This window comes from Sphaerisporangium sp. NPDC051011, from assembly GCF_040653595.1.
Classification (GTDB): domain Bacteria; phylum Actinomycetota; class Actinomycetes; order Streptosporangiales; family Streptosporangiaceae; genus Sphaerisporangium.
Genome location: NZ_JBFAGG010000021.1, coordinates 131,556 through 150,909, shown reverse-complemented (window position 1 = coordinate 150,909; position 19,354 = coordinate 131,556). Strand labels below are relative to the sequence as shown.

The following is a 19,354-nucleotide window of genomic DNA, read 5'->3' as shown; positions in this document are numbered from 1 at the left end:
CCCCGCCCGGCACCCACCCGGCGGGGTCTTCCATGTCGTCCACATGGACACCGTCAGGGTCGTCTACATGCCCAAGTCGAGCGTCGTCCTACACCAGGCCGGAGTCGTGGAAACCGTCAGCGTCACCTCCGGCCGGATGACCCTGATCGTCGACGGCACCGAGCACGTCGTCCAAGCCGGACAGACCGCCACGTTCGACGGCGGCGCCCCGCACACCTACCGCGGCTCGGGCACCGAAACCTGCAGCCTGATCATGACCGTCCACCTGCCGCCCGGTCCCGCTTCCACAACCTGACCGGCGCGGCGGATCTGGCACTCAAGGTGTCCTGCACGGCTACTGGGCCAGAACCACACGCACTTGGCCGTTGACACTGGGCCGGTGTGAGCCCAGGTTGACGTACTCCAGAGCAGTAGCAAACGATCACATCGCGTTGATCGGGGCTACGGGGGTCTGTCCAGCCAACGGTGTAACTCGATGTTGATTGGTTCTATCGGCTGGTCGGGGTCATGCGGCCGTCGAAGGTGATGGCGAAGGCGTTGAGGGCGGCCTTCCACCGGGTGATCCAGCGTTTGCGACCCTTGCCGGTCGGGTCCAGGCTCATGATCGCCATGTAGACGCACTTGAGCGCGGCCTGCTCGTTGGGGAAGTGGCCGCGGGCCTTGACCGCCCGGCGGATCCGCGCGTTCACCGACTCGATCGCGTTGGTGGAGCAGATCACCCGGCGGATCTCGACATCGAAGGACAGAAACGGCACGAACTCGGCCCAGGCGTCCTCCCACAGCTTGACGATGGCCGGGTACCTGCCGCCCCACGCCTCGGCGAACTCCATGAAGCGCTCCAGCGCGGCGGCCTCGGTGGGGGCGGTGTACACCGGCCGCAGCGCCTTGGCGATGGCATCCCAGTGCTGGCGGCCGGCGTACCGGAACGAGGCGCGCAGCAGGTGAACGATGCAGGTCTGCACGACAGTCCGGGGCCAGACCTGCTCGATCGCCTGCGGCAGCCCTTTGAGGCCGTCGCAGACCATCATCAGCACGTCCCCGACACCGCGGTTTTTGATCTCGGTCAGCACGTGCAGCCAGAACTTGGCGCCCTCGCCGCCGTCGCCGGCCCACAGACCGAGGATGTCGCGCTCGCCTTCGACGGTGACCGCCAGCGCCACGTAGATGGGCCGGTTGGCGACCTGGCCGTCGCGCAGCTTGACGTGGATGGCATCGATGAAGATCACCGGGTAGACCGGGTCAAGGGGCCGGTTCTGCCACTCGGCCATGCCCTCCAGCACCTTGTCGGTGATGGTGGAGATGGTCTGCTTGGAGACCTCGGCCCCGTACACCTCGGCCAGGTGAGCCGAGATCTCACCAGTGGTGAGCCCCTTGGCCGACAGCGAGATCACCATCTCATCCACGCCCGACAGGCGCCGCTGCCGCTTTGCCACGATCTTCGGCTCGAAGCTGCCGTCGCGGTCCCGTGGCACGCTGAGCTCCACCGGGCCGACGTCGGTCAGCACGGTCTTGGAGCGCTTGCCGTTACGGGAATTGCCGCTGCCATGGCCGGCCGGATCGTGCTTGTCGTAGCCGAGATGGTCGGTGATCTCACCTTCCAGCGCCGACTCCAGCACCAGCTTGGTCAACCGGCCCAGCAGCCCGTTCTCACCGACCAGCTCCAGCCCCTCGGCGCGGGCCTGGTCGGCCAGCTTGGCCACCAGCTCCCGATCCGACTGCTTGGGCTTGGGGTCCTTACCCGCCACCGCAGCGTCCTCCAGGTCCATCGTTGCCGATGCCTGGATCACAGTACTCATCAGAGGTGTTCTCCTTGATCAGGAGTTACACCGAAGACCGTACAGTCCCGGCTACGGTTGTGGGCGAGCCCCTGAGAGGCGCATTCGCCCCTGCATTCGTCCCGTCAAGTGGTCGACATGGAAGGCATCCTATGATCCGAGTTATCGCTCAGGTCCGCAGCCTGCCGACGGCCTTGATCGTGTGCGGGTACGCGGCGGCTGTACTCACGCTGACATGGCTGACCCAAGACGGTTATCTTGGCGACGCTGCCTACGGAGTGATGGCCATAGACCTGATGGCGTTCCCTCTCTCCCTTGTCGGGAGCTCGCTGAACGGGACGCTGAAGGACGCGATCATCGGTCAGAGGCACGATGATCCCACCTACGGCTGGAACTACGACTACGCCTGGGACTACGCCTTGATGGCCTGGCCGGGGATCGTCACGGTCGTGGCCCTTGCGCTCCTGTTGACGCGAAGGCGGACCCGTCCAGCGGCGATGGCGATTGGCTGGGCGCTGAGTGCTGTCGTCGTCTTGGTGGGAGTGGCGACGATCTCCGACGGGTGGGGACCTCGCCGACCGTACGGCTGGCCCTTTCTCGCGTATGGACTGATCATGGCCATCGGGTTGATCGCCGCGCGCAGGGCCGCACCAAAGGAAGCTGTTGCCAGTGAGGCGTAACGTGCTCCTTCCATTGCTCGACACGTCGTGCGGCGGCGCGGAGCGCCACGCCTTGATCTCGACGGGCGCACGGTGAGGGTCGACGCGTCGGTGTCTGAGATGAGGACGGGGAGCTGATCACGGGCCCGCCGAAGTCGGATGCGGGCGTGCGCGTGGTCAACCTGCCGGACCTCATCATCGGTGACCTGACGTGGCACCTTCAGCGGTTCAGCTCTTGCTGACTCGGTGCGCCCTCGTGGGCACACCGATGATCTAGGTACGGATGGGGGTTCAAGTCCGAGGACTGAGCACCACCAGACGCGCATGGCCTACCGCTATCCCCAGTCCGACACATCGCATCCGTGCGCTCCGCACCGAGTGGGCCAGTGAGATCGACCTTGCCCAGTACGGCGCGGGCTGCACACGGTTCCGTCCTATCCAACTCCCGACCGGATTAGCTCTGGCTGTCGCCGGACTTTGAAGACTGCCTCCTGGCCTGCCGCGCAGCCGCCTCCTGCCCACCTCGGCGCTCGCGTTCTGCGGTGCGGCGGGCAGCTTGATCGGCACGGCGCGCTCATCATGCGGGTCTGCGGATTGTGGACAGGGCGCGGGAAGTGGATAGGCCCAGCTAAGGCGCGCAGTTACTGTGACGGGCCATGAAACAGTCGTCACCGTGAGGAGGGGCCATGCCCTATTCGCGCACCAACCCGAGCGTGGTCATCGTGGGAGCGGGGCCGACCGGCCTGATTCTCGCCCACGAACTCCTGCGCCGCGGGGTCTCCATCCGGCTTCTTGAGAAGCGTCTCGGCCCTTCTCACACCACCCGCGCGATGACGGTGCATGCGCGTTCGATGGAAATGTTCGATCACATCGGTGCGGCGCATCGGCTCGAGGAAGTCTGCGCCGAGTGTCCCGGGAACATCTACCACTTCCCTGGCCGCAGCCTTGACGAGCAGCCACGCACCGACTACCGGACCCTCCCGACGCGCTACGCCTTCTACTACAAGATCAACCAGAACGATTTCGAACAGGTGCTGCGCGAGCACCTCCTCGCGACGTACTCCGTGGTTCCTGAGTACCGGACCGAGGTGCTCGACGTCGTCCCCGAGGGGGAACGGGTACGGGTGGAGTTGCGCCTGCCCAGCGGTAATAAGGAGACCATCTGGGCCGACTGGGCCGTCGGCTGCGACGGCAAGCGCAGCCTGGTGCGGGACCGTGCCGGGATCTCCTTCGACGGCGAAGAGGTCGCCGCGATGGCCATGATGGACGTGCCGCTGACGAACATCTCCTTCGACGACGTGTGGATGAACTACTTCTTCGACAAGGAGCTGTTCATGAACGTCACCAAGCTCCCCGGTAAGAACTGGCGCATCTATATGAGCGACGCGACAGGCGACTACGTGCGCAGACCAGACAAGCGCGCCTCCTTCCAGGAGGTCGCCGACAAGCTCGGCGTCGGCTGCACCCTCGGCGAGCCTGAATGGGCCACCGAGTGGCCGATCCTCAACAACATCGCAAGCCGCTACCGGAACGGAAGGCTGCTGATCTGCGGTGACGCGTCCCACATCCATTCCCCCTCCGGGGGCCAGGGGATGAACGGCTGCATGCAGGACGCCTTCAACCTCGGCTGGAAGCTGGCGGCGGTCGTCAATGAGGAGGCCGACCAGGTAATCCTTGATTCCTACGAGGCCGAGCGCCGCCCGATCGGCGAGCTGGTCACCCAGGGCGCCATGTCGACGCACGAGATCGTGATGGGCTTTGGGATTGAGCCGGAGGATCGCTACCACCTTACTCAGATCCCTGGATGGGAGGAGAACTCGATCAGGCTCGTCTCCGGGCTGTCTCACCACTACCGAGACGTGGTGACAGTCCCTGCCGGGCTCCCCCCGGTAGACGGACCCCGACCTGGAGAGCGCGCACCGGATGCCCTGCTGGTGGCCGATCCGAAGAAGAGGCTCTACGACGTGTGCCGCCACCCGGGTTTCACGGTCGTCGCTGTCACCGGCTCGGGAGCGGCTGAGGTTGACACCGTGGCCGCCGCGACGCTGCTGCGAGAGCTGCTCGACACCCGCCACCCTGGCCGGGCGCGCTGCCATCTGATCACCGACGGCGGCGACGAGACCGGCTTCGACTGCGATCATCGCAGCCCTGACGAGATGGGTGAGTTCGCTGAGCGGTACGGAGTCGGCGCAGAGAGCCGGATCGTGGTGATCCGGCCTGATCTTTACATCGGAATGAGCTGCCTGCTCGCTGACGCGCCGAAGGTGGCGGCTTACCTCGATCAGTGGTTCCGTCCGGTCATCTCTCCTCCTTCGGAGAAGTCCGTCACCGTCGCCGCCCGGGCCTGACCGCCGATATCGAGAGGATCACACGTCTCATGCCCGAACTGCATTCCATGGCCGGCAAGACCGCGATGCTGACCGGCGCGGCCCGAGGGATCGGCGCTGCTACCGCCCGCTGTTTCGCTGAACGAGGGGCGAACGTCCTCATCTGCGACGTCCTGGCCGACGACGCCCGCAAGGTCGTTGACCAACTGACTGCTCTCGGCGTCAAGGCGGAGTTCTGTTACACCGACGTCGCCGATCCCTCCTCGGTGGAGGCTGCGGTGAACCATGCCGTGTCGGCTTTCGGAGGGCTGAACTACGCGTTCAACAACGCTGGGATCTTCGCGGCAGCCCCGCTGGCGGAGCTCGACGTGGCGGACTGGCGACGCGTCATCGACGTCAACCTGTCCGGAATCTTCTACTGCCTCAAGTTCCAGCTACGGCACATGCTGCAGGCCGGATCGGGGGCGATCGTCAACACGGCCTCCGTATGGAGCTTCGTGCCCGCGGCCGGGCAGAGCGCCTATGTGGCGGCCAAGCACGGCATCGTCGGCCTGACGAAGAATGCCGCCCTCGACCATGGCGCCTCCGGCATACGGATCAACGCGATCGCTCCCGGGCCCATCGAGACCCCGATGACCGCGACCGTACCTGACGAGGTGATGCAGAGCATCATCAGCCGCACTGCCGAGCGCCGCTACGGGCAGCCTGACGAGGTCGCGCGAGCTGCCGTGTGGCTGTGCAGCGCCGAGGCCTCGTATGTCAACGGTACGGTTCTGGCCGTGGACGGAGGCTGGCTGAACGGCTGACTCGCCGGCCCCCCACTTGACCAGGGCGAATGTGTGGAGGCGACGGCCGAGGGACTTGAAATCGAGTCCCTCGGCCGTGCCGCATATCTGGGGGAGAGTCGAGGTCCTCAAGCTCGGTGGGCCGCCATGGCTCGGGGGTGGGGCACGCTGCGGGCACCGTGCTCCGCAAGTACCCGCTTGCCGGCCCTCAGTTTGCGGCGCGTACCGCAGATTTGCGCATATGTGATGGTGTGACTCCGTAGCGCCGCCGATATGCTGCGGCGAAGCGGCCTAGGTGGGGGAAGCCGGCGTCGGCAGCGATCTGGGCGATGGGCGTCGAGGCGTAGGCGGGATCCAGCAGCAGACGATGCGCTAGCTCAAGGCGGCGTTCGCGGACGAAGGCCATCGGCGAGCACTCCTTGTAGCGCCGGAAGCCGGCCTGCAGGCTACGGCCGCTCACGCCGGTCTCGGAGGCAAGGCGCGCCAGCGACCACGGCTGGTCGGGGTCAGCGTCGATCAACTGGGCAGCCAGCTCGATCGCAGTAACGCTCGGCGGTGGAGCCTCGGCGAGCAGCGCATCGGCATACGTGCTCGGCTGGGTCAGGACCAGGGCGGTCAGGAACATATCCAGCAGCCGCCCCGACAACCGGTCGGGCAGGACGACCGCGTCATGGCGGTCGGCGACCGTGGCCATTGTGCGGAGCGCGGAGATCCAGCCGGAGTCGGCCACGGACAGGTGCCGGAATCGGAGCCGCCCGTCGGTCGGACGGCCGGTCAGCATCGACACATGAGCACGCACGCGTGCCGCCGGCACCCGGATCGCGAGCTGGCAAAGGTCGGCCGACCATCCCATGACGGGCCGGTCGCCGGGGCTGAACACCACGCCACCACCCATCGGCGGACGGACAGACTCTCGCCCGAAAGTGACCACGCTGCGTCCCGCGACCGGAGAGTGTACCGCGTAGTAGTCAAGTGCCTCAGTCGTCTCGACCACGGACTCGCCGTGGTATTGCAGGCAGATCAACTGGGCATGCTCGACAGGGGTCGCGCTGAGCCGGGCACGGCTGCCGCGGTAGCGCAGCCGATGGGGCGAGAACAGCTCGGTGCCGACGACAGTGAGCTCTTCGACGTCACCAGAACAGAGTACGGTGCGCCTGGCTAGGGGTGCACGACCGGGCGTACCGACGGTAGTGGCATGAGCGTCCACCATGGCTGTCCGTTCAGGCGGTGTGGGTAACGGTGGAATCGAGGGCTAGGCGGGCTTTGTCAAGGTCGATGCCGACCAGGTGGTCGAGGTGCACGTGGACAGCATGCGGAATCATGAAGCCGCTCTCGCGCGAGCGCCGGATGCCGTTGTGATTGGTCGCGCCCCGCAGGTCGGCAGGCGCGGAAACGGCCGTGCCGAGCTTCCGGGCGGCCTCAAAGGCGGCCGCCACGTCCTTGGCTGCGGGCAAGACGGGGGTGCTGGACACGGGTCTTACCTCCTGCATGTGATCTGGGTCGCGTTTGAATGAGGATGTGCTGGAAGGCCCGCCGCAAAGGCGCGTCGTTGGATAAGGGGGAACGGCGGGGGCCGACTCGAATGCTGATGTCGGGACAGGGCTGGGTCACGTGGTCAAGGGCACGGGTGTGGTCGTGCTGCATCCCGAGTGGCCCTCGCCGTCGCTCTCGAACATCGCGATCCACAACGTCACGAGGCAGGAACAGATGGGCGTCGAACCCCGGGGTCGGACCGGTCGGCCCGAACCGGCGCGGGCCGCCCAACTCCGGGGGAGTGGCGGCCGCGCCGATGACCGCGACCGGCAGGTGGCTGGGCGAGGGCGGCCGCGAGGATCGCAACGAGCTTGGCCATCGGTGAGTCTTCCTTCCTGATCTCAGGCTGAAATCAGGCCTGGTGGGGTGCTGACCCAGCAGGCCGGTCGCGACCGCACTCTGGACGGAGTCCGGTGCGCCGGCATGACTCAGCTGCGCGACGACCGCAGTTGGCGCGAACTTGTCGATGCCGGCGTGGTCGAGGCCGAACTTGACCAGGCCACCGTGGCGGAACTTCTCGATCACGACTTCGGGGCTACGGGCGATGTCACGTACCGTTTCGACATCGTCGGGGTCCTTCAGGTCGAGCGCGCTCAGGTAGCACGTCGAGCTCCCGGTGCGCATCGGCGGAACCCGGGTACGGATGTCATCCTCGCCCGGCGTCTCCACCTTGACCACCTCGGTACCCAGGTCGTCCATGAGCATCGCAGCGTAGGGTTCGGCGAGCATGCGGGAGAAGCCGGCCAGCAGACCACTGAGACCGGATGCATCAGTCATCAAAGATCCAATCATTGTCCGCCTAGTGGTCATATGCCCGTACATCGGATACTGTGATAGCAATCACGATGGAAATCAAGAGTTAACCGTGGATGACCAGCAGTTCCTAGAAGCGGACGATTGTCCGCTGGATCGGGAAGCCGGGACGCGGACCGGCATGCCAAGGCCGACGTGACCCAGGGAGCTTCTTACGTCAACCGCGCCCGGGGCCTCAGATGGCTCGCCGACGCCGCAGATGGGCTTGCACGCCGGGACCACGCGATCGGCCGGACAGATTCTTGCGGTCGTTTCCGCTCAATGCGCGAATCCGGGGACCCCATGATTTCCCGGCCAGGCGGAGAGAATTCACCCGTGCGAAGGACCAGCGTCCGCGTCCGGCAGTCGGACCACTACCAGGTGGGCGCCGGCATCGCCTCACCCTCGCCAGTCGAAACGGGTGTATCGTGGCAGACATGACTATATGTAACATTAGATGCGCTAAGCGTTACGGCTTCTGGCGCGTCGGCATGACAGCAGCGCGTACTCCTGTTCCATGCCAAGTCACATGATCAGCCGGCGGGCTCTCCTGCGCGCTGGCATTGTCGCCGGAGGCCTCCTGACCGGTGCGGCATCCGCGGGCACCGCCGTATTCGCCCGCACCGCTCAGCCGTCGAACGGGACCGCGCCGGACCAGCGTCCCGCCACCCCGGACCAGGCGTGGGCGACCCTGCGCGAGGGCAACCGCCGCTGGGTGGACGGCACCGCCACCCACCCGCACCAGGACGCCGATCGCCGCAGGGAGGTGGCGCAGAAGCAGAACCCGTTCGCGGTCGTATTCTCGTGCATCGACTCGCGGGTCCCCCCCGAGTTGGTCTTCGACACCGGGCTGGGCGACCTGTTCGTGATACGGACCGCCGCGCAGACCATTGACCCGCTGGTGACAGGTGCCGCCGAGTACGGCCCAGCCGAAATCGGCACCCCGCTCGTCGTCGTGCTCGGCCATCAGCGCTGCGGGGCCGTCACGGCCGCCGCAGAATCGCTGCACGAGCACAAGAAGCTGCCTGGCGAGCTGAGCACGATCGCTTCCGCCCTGCGTTCGGCCTACACGCGTTCGGGCGGCGACGTCGACAAGATGATCCGCATCAACACCGTCGACGTGGTGAACCAGCTCAAGAAGGACAACCTCTTCGCTCCTCGCATCGCCAAGGGCGAGCTCAAAGTCATTGGCGCGTACTACTCGATCGACACCGGCACGGTCACCCGCCTCGTCTGACCCGGCGGGAATAGAACCTTGCCCGGCGAAAGGAGGGTGCTCGCCGCGACCTTCGTCAGGCCGGCAACATGCTGGCGGCCGAGTCCGGTGCAGGGCTCAAGGACCTGATGGCGCGGATGGGGCACGACAACGTCCGAGTGGCCATGATCTACCAGCACGCCGTACGCGGACGATCACGGATGCGATCGACCGGCACATCAGCGGGCCGGTGACGAGGACGAGGGCGGGTCGGCCGCCGTTCTGGTCCCCGTGGGCTGATTGCACGCTAATCGCACGGAAGATCGAACAGGTGCCAGAAATGATCAAGGCCCGGGTCAGGGATCTGCTCCTGACCTGGGCCTTCGTGTGTGGAGCGGGTGACGGGAATCGAACCCGCGCTGTCAGCTCGGGAATTGTATGGATCATGGCCCGTAGTGGCGCTGACCTGGGCTTCGCGCGGGTCATGCGTGACCGTGGTTGACCCCTCGTCACCCTACTTAATGGCCCGCTAATGGCCCGACGATCAGCCTGTGACCTGCTCTTCTCTGCGCGGCGCGCACCCGAGGCCACTACCTCAGCCAGCTACGGGCCAGCAGTGACCCGCGGGCGTTTCCTCTGAAGCGGGGGCACCCCCGCCGGAGGCATCGAGTTCGTTCATCGCGCGTCGCGAGCCCCTTGACCGCCAGGCGGTCACTATCGATTGTGTAAGGACGGTCCACTACCTGCTGAGCCGGCCGGGTGGGACAGTGAGCACTATGAACACCGTCCTTAATGTCATCTGGCTGATCTTCGCCGGCCTGTGGCTCGCATTAGGCTACGTCGTGGCGGGGATCATCTGCTGCGTCCTCATCGTCACCATCCCGTTCGGTATCGCGTCGTTCCGGATCGCGGGCTACGCGCTGTGGCCGTTCGGCCGGACCGTCGCCGACAAGCCGTCCGCCGGCGCGTGGTCGGTGCTCGGCAACGTCATCTGGCTGCTTGTCGCCGGGATCTGGCTGGCTATCGGGCACATCGTCACCGCGATCCCGCTGTTCATCTCGATCATCGGCATCCCTCTGGGGATCGCGAACCTCAAAATGATCCCGATCTCGCTGATGCCGCTGGGCAAGGACATCGTTCCCGGAAGCCGCGGATAAGTACCCGTGACGACAGGTGGGTCTTCTCGGGGATCTAGCGCGTCCCGTGCCCGGGAACGACCGACCTGCCGAAGTTCCTTGTGTAGTACAGGACGATCAGACCCGGTACGGTTCATCGGCGGATACGCCCCTGGCCCGGTGTACGAACTGCGGCCTGCCGCAGTATGAAGTGGAGCGGGTGACGGGAATCGAACCCGCGCTGTCAGCTTGGGAACCGGATACCGAGCTTGCTGCCCTGAGCAGCGAAACAGGGATGCAGGTCAGAGCGGGCCGGTTGACCGTGATGCCGAAGGTGTACACGAGCTGCGTGTTGCTCTCGACCGCACGACCTGGCGATTGACCTTCTGGAAGCCATCCAACAAAGTGATCGTGGTCCTTACGGTCTTCCGCAAGACACAGGATGGGACGCAGACTGCCGACATCGACCGAGCGATCGCTGCTAAGAAGCGGTGCGAGGCAGAGCACGACCTCACCATCACGCACGTGTTCGAGAGGAGTGCATGATGGGTCACAGTCGTTGGGAAACCTACAAGGCGAAGCGTCTGCGCCAGATGGAAACGGATGCGCAGTCCCACCCTGAATACGAGAATGCGGGCCGTGACCTGGAGCTCGGCGATCAGTTACGTGAGATCCGTAAGCGCCGAGGCTTGTCCCAGAAGGTCGTAGCGGAGCGTGCCGGGATGTCTCAACCTGCTCTGTCCCGCATCGAGGGCGGCGGCGGCATACCAGATATAGCTACGCTTCTGCGCCTCGGTGTGGCCATGGGGGTTCGGTTCCGCGTCGAGCTCGTCGTCGACGACGACACCACTGAAATCGAGCCCCTGACGGTGCATCACCGACAGCTCGCGAACGCATAGCTTGAAGGCGGCCACTTCGAGGCTCAGTCCCTTAACTTCCGCTGCTCGTTCCGCAGTGGCGAGTCTCCAGCCGCGCGACGGACTCTGCTCCGAGATCCTCAGCGCCATGGGAACGAGGAAGGCCCAGTTCGGACTCACATGCTTGAGCTGAGCCTTTGATGTTGGAGTGGGTGACGGGAATCGAGCGCGCTGTCAGCTTGGGAAACGCATGGATCACGGCTGGCAGAGGCGCTGATCTGGGTGTGGCCAGGGTGACCGTGGTTGACCCCTGGTCACTCTGTCTAATTGCACGCTAGTTGCACGGCGATCATGATGGAGCTTGTGGAGGACTACCAGCGGGCTTTCATCGGACGGATGGTCGAGCGCCTCGACGCGTACGCGGTGGGTGAGGTGACGTTGCCCAAGTTGGTTGAAGATCTTCGGGGGCTGTTCGAGATCGTCGATCCTCGGGAGTGGAGCATCCGGGACGCGTTCGAAGATCTGTGGGCGGAACTCGACGCTGAGTGTGATCTGAGGACAGAGTCATGGGCTCCTCCCGGGTCGGCTGACGATGTTCACCTCCGCCGGTCTATTGATGCTCTGCGCTCCTGGGCCTCGCGTGTGGCTGCAGGCGCGTCTTCCGCGTAGACGCGTACATGCCAGACTTGGGCCGGCGCCTGCGGGCGAGTGGAACGGGTGATGGCTATCGAACCCGCACTGTCAGCTTGGGAGGTCTCTCCGCATCACCGCTCCCGACCTGGGGCATTGACCTGGCCCGCCCGCCCCCGCCCCCCCGAGCTTGGTGGAGACCTTTGGTCTGGGCCGGGGCGACTCGGTACCACGCTGACTCCTCAGCCTCCACCAGCGCTGGTGGTGCCTTCCCACCTGGAGGATCTCACGGAGCTTTATGCGCGGAGTGGAAGGCATTCCGGGCTGATCCCGGAACCTACGGATTAAAAGCGGATCGCTGTCATCAGCCATCGCATGGCTGATGAGCTGCGACAACTCACATGGCCATGGGCTCGGTTTCGTTGATCGTTCCACACACGCTCCGGATCTTGCTGTGGTGGCGTGTCAAGCTGGTGGACATGGAAACCGGTTTCGTGCGCAGGGTTCTGTCCGTGAAGCCGGATGGTCCGTGGCTGGTGCTTGTCGACGGGACCACCTGGAATGTCGAGTCGCGAAACACCGGGGTGGACAAGCCCTTTGCCGTGTCGAGGTTAGGGCTCCTACCGCTGCTGGAGCGGCCTCGGGAAGAGGTGGAAAGGCGAGCCCGGCAGGCTCTTGGTCCTGATGATCCAGACTTAGCTGAGGTTTTGCACGCGGTCATCCAGTGTGCGCTTGCAGGGTCGTCCGAGTATTGGATCTCACTAGCGCTGCCGTGGATGATCGCTGATGAAGTCGGGCTCTTCGCCGAGGTGCTTAGGGAGATCGCTGTCGGGCGGTCCAGGACTCAGGCCACACAGCACGCTGCGAAACGGCTCTTGAAGGAGAACGGTCATTGGCCAGTCGTCTGGCGCCATCCTCGTAACTGATCACGTAGTTGGGCGATCGTAGGGTGACGGCGTGGAACGATTGGAAGAGGCTGCAGTCGAGACAAGCTGATCGCTGACGGCATGGGCAAGCTCGCCGAGGAGATCATGGGCAGGAGCGAAGATCAAGAGGGATCGGGCACGTAAAGGGGCACGAAAGATCGATAAGGCGGTGGAAATGAACAAGGCCCGGTTGGAATCTGCTTCCTGACCTGGGCCTTCGCTCTGAGAGCGGGTGACGGGAATCGAACCCGCGCTGTCAGCTTGGGAATCGGCCACTGATCTTAGCGGCCTGAGCTGGGAAAACAAAAGCCCTGCTACGCCGAGGGTGACTCCCCCTGAGTGCCCGTGAGACACGACGGTTCCCCGGCCGTTCTGGCACGCATCTGGCACGCGATCAAGGGCGGCACCTTGGCTTGCGCGCTCGCGCACGCCTCGCCCTGCCTGATCGTCCCGTCTGCCGTCGTCCCACCCGTCAGGGGAGCGGGCCAGGGCCAGGGGGTCAAGGTGGAGCGCCCCACTGGACGAACGACCTTGACCCCCTGGCCCTGGTCTGCTCGGCTTGTCCTGGGCGATGGCAGGCGGGACGATCAGGCTTCCTCCTCAGCCCCCTGAGACCTTCGGCTTGGAACCGCGATCATCCCGGAGCCGGAGCGCCCCCGCCGGAGGCATAAAAAGGGAGAGCAATCCGCGGTGAGGTCCCGTGGCTGGCGACGGCGCGCCCTGGTGCGGCGGATGTGCGTTGGTGCGGCGGGCGCTGTGTACGGCGGGCGGCCCGCGTTCCCGCCGCTGGCCGGGACCGGCGCCCACGCCGCACGCCCGGCCGGGCGTGCGGGCGGCGGGCCGTGCGGCGGCGCGAAGCGCCGTCGCCTTGATACCTAAAAGCACAATTCGGCAACTACGGCGAGATGCTGCGGCGTATCCTCGCAGACTGGTATGCAGAACATCTCCTCGGGTGCCTACCCAGAACGGAGCGTGTAATGGATGCGGACTCCCTGGCGAATCTCGAAGATGACTCCACTTCCGAGGATGGGACGACCAAAGAGGCGAAGCAGCTTACAGAAACGGAAACATATATTCTGGCCAGACTCTCGACAGATGAATACGCGGATTTCATGTTTGATGAGAACGGACTGAAAGTTAGTGTTCGCTCCCCTCAAAGCTCATCTATTTTAACTCGATTTAACCGTGTCGTTCCTCGCGAATCACTCCTTGATCTAAAGAGGCAGCTCGATTGGAAGTATCAAAAGCATCCGAATTATGTGGGCTATACTGCCCCTTCTCTTGGGATGGTTGAGGTCTGTGCCGAGATGGGGGGTTCATTTGGTCCTGGCGGCCTGCACCATTTGCTACGCATGTCCAAAGGCTTATCTATCGACTGCGGGCACACAGGAGACTATCTACACATACCCGTTCTCAAAGATGGCCCTATTCGTCGCCGAATCATCAGAGAGAATGGCGGATACAGCATCGAGGCTGCCCGAATTCACGTTACTCGACGCGACATGCTGGTCTGTATCGAACTCTCGAACAGCAGTCCGCTTCTAGCAACGATGGCCGCCAGGGCGGGCGAGCGGACATATTATTCGGTTAAGTTGTACTTCGATGACCTTGACCTCGGTGCGGACATTGTCGACGAAAGCGAAGATATTCTCCATGCTTTTCTGTATGAGCTGAACGCCCGAAACAATGTCATATTCTCAACACTTCGCTGGCCACTTCGCACTGAGACCCGCAGAGAGAAGCGAAGCGGACTCCCCTTCACGCTTCCCGTACGATTTCCTGTGATCTCTGTCGACCCGGAAATTTCAAAGTTATTCGGCTTCGCAAGCCAGGCTACTGGCAACCTTACAATGGCTTTTCTCTCTTACTATCAGATCCTCGAACACTTCCTGTTTGCGATGATTCGTCGCGGCGTTGTTCGAGAGGTGCGAAATACCCTGTTCGATCGAAAGTTCAACGAGAAGAGTGATGTGTCTCTGATGAGAATCGTTGATATAGTCGAACAGGGTCTTGGGGGAATCGAGTCCAAACATCTGCGAACACTAATCAGTGGTTGTGTGCGTCGCGGGCAGGTCGAGGAGTTCCTTTCTGTCGACTCTTGGGGGGCCCACTTTACCAACAAGGGTCCTATTCAGGGAGTCAGGCCTCTAAACGTGAAGGATAAGAGCGTTGACATACTCGATCAGATTGCGGAGAGGGTCTATAAGCTCCGTAACCGAATCGTGCACGCGAAGGATGAACCTAAGTACGGGGACTCCCGGGTACTAATGCCGGAGAGCCAAGAAGCCGACTTGCTGGGGCCGGACGTTCAGCTGATCAGACTGTTGGCGATGGAAGTTATCCACGAGAGCCAAGTGCGCTAGGGTGCTTAATGGCAAGGTTGATGATGCGATAGAAGTCCGCGTCACCACATCGAGAACGGCCAATGCGGACACATCGCGCCGACACGACTGAGGCACTGTTCCGGGGGTGGAACACTGCCTCAGTCGTCGGGCTGGGATGGGTCGTCCGGACCCGGGTCTTGGCGTTCTAGCGGGTCAAGGTTGGTGCCGCAGTTCCAGCAGGTGCTTGCTATGCGTAGCTGGAACTCCTTGCCACAGTTCGGGCACGCGTTGGGTCGGAGCGGTATGGGCTCGCCGAACTCGTCTACGAACTCGATGGGTTCCGGCATAGGCCGATCCTCACATCATCGAGGGCGGTCCATCAAGTACGTGAACTGGTAGCGGTCTGTCGGGAAGACGATTACGGCTGCCTCGACCGGTACGAGGTTGTCCGTTCCCTCTTGGGTGGCGCGTACCGTCTGATGCACTTCGAGGACATGCACCCCTTCGGGGATGGCGAGTTCTTCCGCCTCCTCCGGCGTAGGCGGGCGGACGATCAGGTTCTCTTCTACCTGCTCGATGGTCCACCCGATCGCGGCGAACCTGGCGTTGAGGCCACTGTTGGCGTGTTCGCCCTGGTGCGGGTGCTCAATGATGGTGGCGCCCGTGATCGACAGCGGTTCCCATGACACGGACTTGCTCATGGGTCGCTCGCCTGCGAAGATCCGATACTCCGTCGTCATCACCTGCTGTCCTGCGGTGATCTCCAGTCGTTGAGCGACGGTGTCCGTGGCGGGCGTGACCGTGGTCTGGTGGCGGGCCTCCGGCCTGAGTCCGGCGCGCTCTGCTTCCTGGACGTATGTCCGCTCGCGCCCTTCGAAGTAGCGGTGAGGGGCTGTCCGGGTCATGCGCCGGTTCTCGGCGACGTAGGTTCCCTTGCCTGCCTTGGCGTACACGAGCCCTTCCGTCCGCAACAGGTTGAGTGCGCTCTTGGCCGTGATCATGCTCACGTCGTACTGCTGGCACAGTGCGGCGGCGCTCGGTACAGGGTCGTTCGGCATCAGAGTGCCGGACGTGATCTGTTCCCTGAGATCACTGGCTATGCGGATGTACGCGGGCCTCTTGGACTGTTCCGCGCTGTCTACGTTGCGTCCCACACGCGTCTCCCGTCCCAATTAGTTGGTTGGTATGCGTTGACATACCAGGTATGGATCTGCAAGCTTGGTATGGCACTCCATTACAGGTTAGCAGCCATCGGGGATTTGGAAAGGGGCGGCATCGCGTGGACAACTGTGTGTCCTGCGAGGGCAGGGGTTGGAAGTACGTGAGCCCTCGGCGCGGACTTCTCGGCGCGCCCGGCGGGTCTGTCAGACCTGGTCGCGTCCGTGAGGCGTGTTCGACGTGCTGGCACCCTCGGCCCTCGACTGAAGGTGCGGACTCGTGAAGGCCGGGCGTCGGCCGGCCAAGGATGGCAGGTCTCATCGGCGTTCGCCGGGACGTCACAGGCAAGACGGACGTCCCCCGGTGACAGTTCCTCGGCGCGTCTTCGACGCTGGTGCCAAGGCAGAGGCGGCCTTACTCGATCAGCTAGAGCCCGGCTGGCTGATCTGGTACGGCCTTTACGATCGACGGTTCTACGCAATCGCCCTGACCTCCACGACTGGGCCTCGCCGTGTCGAAGCGCCTACCCCGGACACCTTGCGCGCGGTGATGCGCGAGGCGGAAGCGACGGCGCGACTTGGCGGGGTGTCATGATGTCGCGGGATGGAATCGGTCAGCGAAGGGCCGACGCGCAACGCGTTGCCCTGATGGGACTTCGGGACAGCATGAACGGGTCTGACCTGCGCTGTCTCATCGTGGAACGTGTGCGCGTAGAGATGGCGGCAAAGTTCGGGCCTTACACCTACCTGCCGCCATACATGGAAGTACGACGCGGTTCGCGCTTGCTCGTGATCATTTCCGTTAGTGAACGGCTGGGGAGAGAACCCCATTTCGTGATCAACGTGCCCGGCCGTCTGGGCTTCGAAGTCGGCGCGGGGGTCACTCAGGACGCGGCCTCGACAGCGACGCACCTTCGCAGCGTGCGGGAACTCGCGGACGTCTCGACGGATGAAGGCCGTGAGCCGGCCTGACGCAGCGATCTTGACCAAACTGGTCGCCAAGTATGGTCGGCGTTGGGAGATCTTGGACGCTGCGGGTGGTGGCTGGATCGCCGTTCGTCGTCATGGTGTGTCGCCTCGCGCGCTTGCGCGGGGGCTCTCCAATGTCCGGTGCGCGGACACGCTTCGGGAGCTTGGCGACTACCTGGCCGCAGAAACCGAGATCGAACAACGGCCGCCCAGTAGGAAGGGCGCGCTTCCAATTCCTCCACCACGGGTGGAATCAGGTCCCTCGTCCTGACGCGAGATCGCCCAGCTATGCAAGCTGGGCCGATCTTGTCTATGCTGACGACAAGTCGAGTAGTGGGGTTATTGTCATGTCGGTATCTGATGACGGGCAGTTCGCGCCGCCGAAGTACGCGCAGATCGTAGCGGCTATCAGGCGCAAGATCGCGGATGGCACGTACCCCCCGGGCTCGCAGTTGCCCTCTGAGACGGCACTTGTTCGGGAGTTCGCGGTGAGTCGTCCGACCGTGGTGCGGGCGCTCCAGGTGTTGCAGCTTCGCGGCATCATCGATCGTGAGCACGGCAAGGGCTCGTATGTGAAGGCGGCTCCTCCGGTCGGTGAAGAGGAGTCGTCCCGGACGGGCCGCGCGGTGCTCGATCGCGTGGAGATCGGTGAGGGCGCCGCGGTGCTCGAAGCTGGGGCGCGCCCTGCGCCGGCGAACGTGGCGGCGATGCTCACCCTGCCGGAGGGGGCTCCGGTGGTGATGCGCCGGATGCTGCTGAGTGAGGCCGATGAACCGTGTGAGCTGGTCACCGCCTGGGCTCCGATTGAGCTGGCGGAAGGGACCGACCTGGGCCGCGCGCAACCGTTGACGGTGAGCATCCGCCAGCACCTGCAAGGGGTCAAGGGACTGCGGCTTGATCACGTGGTGGAGCGGTTGTCCGCCCGTCATCCGCTCCCGCACGAGTTCGAGGTGTTCGGCCTGAGCAAGACTGCTGCGGTGCTCGGCGTCGTGGCCCGGGTGTTCGACAGTTCGGGCCGTGTGGTCCTGGTCATCGACGTGGCGCTTCCGGGCACGATGCATGAGCTGGAAGACGCCTACTCGCTGTGATGTGACGTAGCTCACACCTCTTCCCGGAAACTCGTATTGTCGAGTCTCCGTTGTGAGAGGTAGAGTCAACTCGACAGTACGAGTTAGCGACAGAACGACAGGAGAACAGGGCATGGCAATCCCGCGAGCGTTCAAGGTGGAGTTCGGGGAGATGTTCCCGCTCGGCTGCTACATGGTCGGTGAGGTCGAGCAGGTCAAGGACTTCGAGGCGTCCACCCCTGGTAAGCCGGTGTGGGCGCGCGACAAGGACACCGGTGAGTTCGTCTGGCAGGTCACGGTGTTGGACTGTGACCCCGACGCCCGAGACAAGACCCTCAAGGTCAAGGTCACCTCGCCGGTTCAGCCGGTCCCCCCGGCGCCGATGCCGGGGCTGCCGTTCATCCCGGTGGAGTTCGACGGCTTGACCGTCACGCCGTGGCAGAACGGGCAGCGGATCGCCTACTCGGTCCGGGCACGGGAGATGCGCGCTCCCCGGGCGACGGCCGGTGCCCCCTCGGCCCGGACCGCTGCGGCCGGTAAGCAGGACGCTGCCTGATGGGCAGGCCGGTCAACGGGTCCTGGCAGACCACGACCCTTCACGTGGACGGGCGCGGCCGGTCGGCCTGCTTCGTCTACCCGCACCGTACGCCGGTCTTCGAGGTCGCGGCCGGTAACGCGGTCATGAAGGTCACCCTGAACGCCAACCGCGTCGATGACGCCTCGGTGACCTTCGCCCGTGAACTGGCCGAACAGGCGCGCACCTTCGCCGAAGAGGTCGAACGCCTGCACCGGGGCCAGATCCGGCGCCAGTCCCGGCGGCAGACCGGTCAGGAGGACGCAGCATGAACGGTTACACCTACACCACGATCAGCATGCACCCGGGGAAGCCTCCCCGGGTCGGGGTGAACATCTACCCCGACGACCACGCGACGGTCAACTATTACCCTGCGGACGACACCGCCCGCGCGTTCCTGGCGGTCGAGTACGGCGACACCTGGGTGAACATCGGCACGACGTCGGACACCACGGTGACCGACACGCACGTGAAGTTCGCCCGGGACCTGTTGGAGGCGGCGGCGCGCTTCCTGGCCGACTGCGAACGCCTGCGCGACCAGCACACCCGGCAGACCACCGACAAGGCGACACCCGACAAGGCTGCCTGAGCGGTTGCAGGTGGGGCCGCTGGAAGCGCCAACTTCCGGCGGCCCCCGGGATTCCTCTCCCCATCGACTCTCACATCACG

22 protein-coding genes are annotated in these 19,354 nt (G+C 64.3%); 16 read left to right on the top strand and 6 right to left on the bottom strand.

Features of this window, described 5'->3' with window-relative positions:
* A partial coding sequence (locus AB0H21_RS36015; RefSeq protein ID WP_358525829.1) for a cupin domain-containing protein occupies window positions 1–295 on the top strand: 295 nt, incomplete at its 5' end.
* A 193-nt stretch (window positions 296–488) separates the two neighbouring features.
* On the opposite strand, the gene AB0H21_RS36010 is transcribed toward AB0H21_RS36015, so the two are convergent.
* The gene (locus tag AB0H21_RS36010) at window positions 489–1,766 is read right to left on the bottom strand and encodes an IS256 family transposase (protein WP_358525841.1); all 1,278 of its coding nucleotides are present in this window, start codon (window positions 1,764–1,766) and stop codon (window positions 489–491) included.
* Window positions 1,767–1,927: 161 nt separating this feature from the next.
* On the opposite strand from AB0H21_RS36010, the gene AB0H21_RS36005 reads away from it, so the two are divergent.
* The 3 genes from AB0H21_RS36005 (at window position 1,928) to AB0H21_RS35995 (ending at window position 5,567) form a co-directional block, all read left to right on the top strand.
* Window positions 1,928–2,455 (top strand): hypothetical protein, encoded by a 528-nt coding sequence (locus AB0H21_RS36005; protein ID WP_358525827.1) that lies wholly within the window; start codon window positions 1,928–1,930, stop codon window positions 2,453–2,455.
* Window positions 2,456–3,120: 665 nt separating this feature from the next.
* Window positions 3,121–4,782, top strand: coding sequence for an FAD-dependent oxidoreductase (locus tag AB0H21_RS36000; RefSeq protein WP_358525825.1), 1,662 nt, complete (start codon window positions 3,121–3,123; stop codon window positions 4,780–4,782).
* Window positions 4,783–4,829: 47 nt separating this feature from the next.
* Window positions 4,830–5,567, top strand: coding sequence for an SDR family NAD(P)-dependent oxidoreductase (locus AB0H21_RS35995; RefSeq protein WP_358525824.1), 738 nt, complete (start codon window positions 4,830–4,832; stop codon window positions 5,565–5,567).
* A 187-nt stretch (window positions 5,568–5,754) separates the two neighbouring features.
* Here AB0H21_RS35995 and AB0H21_RS35990 read toward each other — a convergent pair whose 3' ends face one another.
* From AB0H21_RS35990 to AB0H21_RS35980, 3 genes are read right to left on the bottom strand one after another with little or no spacing between them, the layout of a single operon-like run.
* Complete coding sequence (locus AB0H21_RS35990) at window positions 5,755–6,756, bottom strand: AraC family transcriptional regulator (protein ID WP_358525822.1); 1,002 nt, start codon at window positions 6,754–6,756, stop codon at window positions 5,755–5,757.
* 10 nt (window positions 6,757–6,766) lie between these two features.
* Entirely contained in the window at window positions 6,767–7,000 is a 234-nt protein-coding gene (locus AB0H21_RS35985; protein WP_358525820.1) for a hypothetical protein, read from the bottom strand.
* Entirely contained in the window at window positions 6,966–7,856 is an 891-nt protein-coding gene (locus tag AB0H21_RS35980) for a CoA transferase (RefSeq protein ID WP_358525818.1), read from the bottom strand. Before AB0H21_RS35980 ends, AB0H21_RS35985 begins: the two co-directional genes overlap by 35 nt.
* A gap of 532 nt (window positions 7,857–8,388) precedes the next feature.
* Here AB0H21_RS35980 and AB0H21_RS35975 point away from each other — a divergent pair.
* The 7 genes from AB0H21_RS35975 to AB0H21_RS35945 all read left to right on the top strand — a co-directional run bounded on the left by AB0H21_RS35975 (window position 8,389) and on the right by AB0H21_RS35945 (window position 14,957).
* Complete coding sequence (locus AB0H21_RS35975) at window positions 8,389–9,108, top strand: carbonic anhydrase (protein ID WP_358525817.1); 720 nt, start codon at window positions 8,389–8,391, stop codon at window positions 9,106–9,108.
* 734 nt (window positions 9,109–9,842) lie between these two features.
* Entirely contained in the window at window positions 9,843–10,223 is a 381-nt protein-coding gene (locus AB0H21_RS35970; RefSeq protein ID WP_358525815.1) for a YccF domain-containing protein, read from the top strand.
* A 207-nt stretch (window positions 10,224–10,430) separates the two neighbouring features.
* The gene (locus AB0H21_RS35965) at window positions 10,431–10,727 is read left to right on the top strand and encodes a type II toxin-antitoxin system RelE/ParE family toxin (protein WP_358525814.1); all 297 of its coding nucleotides are present in this window, start codon (window positions 10,431–10,433) and stop codon (window positions 10,725–10,727) included.
* A complete protein-coding gene (locus AB0H21_RS35960) occupies window positions 10,724–11,080 on the top strand; it encodes a helix-turn-helix transcriptional regulator (protein ID WP_358525813.1) in 357 nt (118 codons plus the stop codon). The genes AB0H21_RS35965 and AB0H21_RS35960 overlap by 4 nt, the downstream gene beginning before the upstream one ends.
* A gap of 309 nt (window positions 11,081–11,389) precedes the next feature.
* On the top strand, window positions 11,390–11,707 hold the full coding sequence (locus AB0H21_RS35955; protein WP_358525812.1) for a hypothetical protein: 318 nt from the start codon (window positions 11,390–11,392) through the stop codon (window positions 11,705–11,707).
* A gap of 362 nt (window positions 11,708–12,069) precedes the next feature.
* Window positions 12,070–12,594: a hypothetical protein gene (locus AB0H21_RS35950; RefSeq protein WP_358525810.1), complete on the top strand. Its 525-nt coding sequence runs from the start codon at window positions 12,070–12,072 to the stop codon at window positions 12,592–12,594.
* Between the two features lie 977 nt (window positions 12,595–13,571).
* Window positions 13,572–14,957 carry a hypothetical protein gene (locus AB0H21_RS35945; RefSeq protein WP_358525809.1) on the top strand — a complete coding sequence of 462 codons (1,386 nt, stop codon included), beginning with the start codon at window positions 13,572–13,574 and terminating at the stop codon, window positions 14,955–14,957.
* Window positions 14,958–15,076: 119 nt separating this feature from the next.
* On the opposite strand, the gene AB0H21_RS35940 is transcribed toward AB0H21_RS35945, so the two are convergent.
* Window positions 15,077–15,265, bottom strand: coding sequence for a hypothetical protein (locus AB0H21_RS35940; protein ID WP_358525807.1), 189 nt, complete (start codon window positions 15,263–15,265; stop codon window positions 15,077–15,079).
* Between the two features lie 15 nt (window positions 15,266–15,280).
* Window positions 15,281–16,072: a GntR family transcriptional regulator gene (locus AB0H21_RS35935; RefSeq protein WP_358525806.1), complete on the bottom strand. Its 792-nt coding sequence runs from the start codon at window positions 16,070–16,072 to the stop codon at window positions 15,281–15,283.
* A gap of 594 nt (window positions 16,073–16,666) precedes the next feature.
* On the opposite strand from AB0H21_RS35935, the gene AB0H21_RS35930 reads away from it, so the two are divergent.
* From AB0H21_RS35930 to AB0H21_RS35910, 5 genes are all read left to right on the top strand, one after another.
* The gene (locus AB0H21_RS35930; protein WP_358525805.1) at window positions 16,667–17,047 is read left to right on the top strand and encodes a hypothetical protein; all 381 of its coding nucleotides are present in this window, start codon (window positions 16,667–16,669) and stop codon (window positions 17,045–17,047) included.
* A gap of 344 nt (window positions 17,048–17,391) precedes the next feature.
* Window positions 17,392–18,132: a GntR family transcriptional regulator gene (locus tag AB0H21_RS35925; RefSeq protein ID WP_358525804.1), complete on the top strand. Its 741-nt coding sequence runs from the start codon at window positions 17,392–17,394 to the stop codon at window positions 18,130–18,132.
* Window positions 18,133–18,244: 112 nt separating this feature from the next.
* On the top strand, window positions 18,245–18,667 hold the full coding sequence (locus AB0H21_RS35920) for a plasmid replication, integration and excision activator (protein WP_358525802.1): 423 nt from the start codon (window positions 18,245–18,247) through the stop codon (window positions 18,665–18,667).
* Window positions 18,667–18,957, top strand: a complete 291-nt coding sequence (locus tag AB0H21_RS35915; RefSeq protein WP_358525800.1) for a hypothetical protein — start codon at window positions 18,667–18,669, stop codon at window positions 18,955–18,957. Before AB0H21_RS35920 ends, AB0H21_RS35915 begins: the two co-directional genes overlap by 1 nt.
* Entirely contained in the window at window positions 18,954–19,274 is a 321-nt protein-coding gene (locus tag AB0H21_RS35910; protein ID WP_358525799.1) for a hypothetical protein, read from the top strand. The genes AB0H21_RS35915 and AB0H21_RS35910 overlap by 4 nt, the downstream gene beginning before the upstream one ends.
* Window positions 19,275–19,354: the final 80 nt, after the last annotated feature.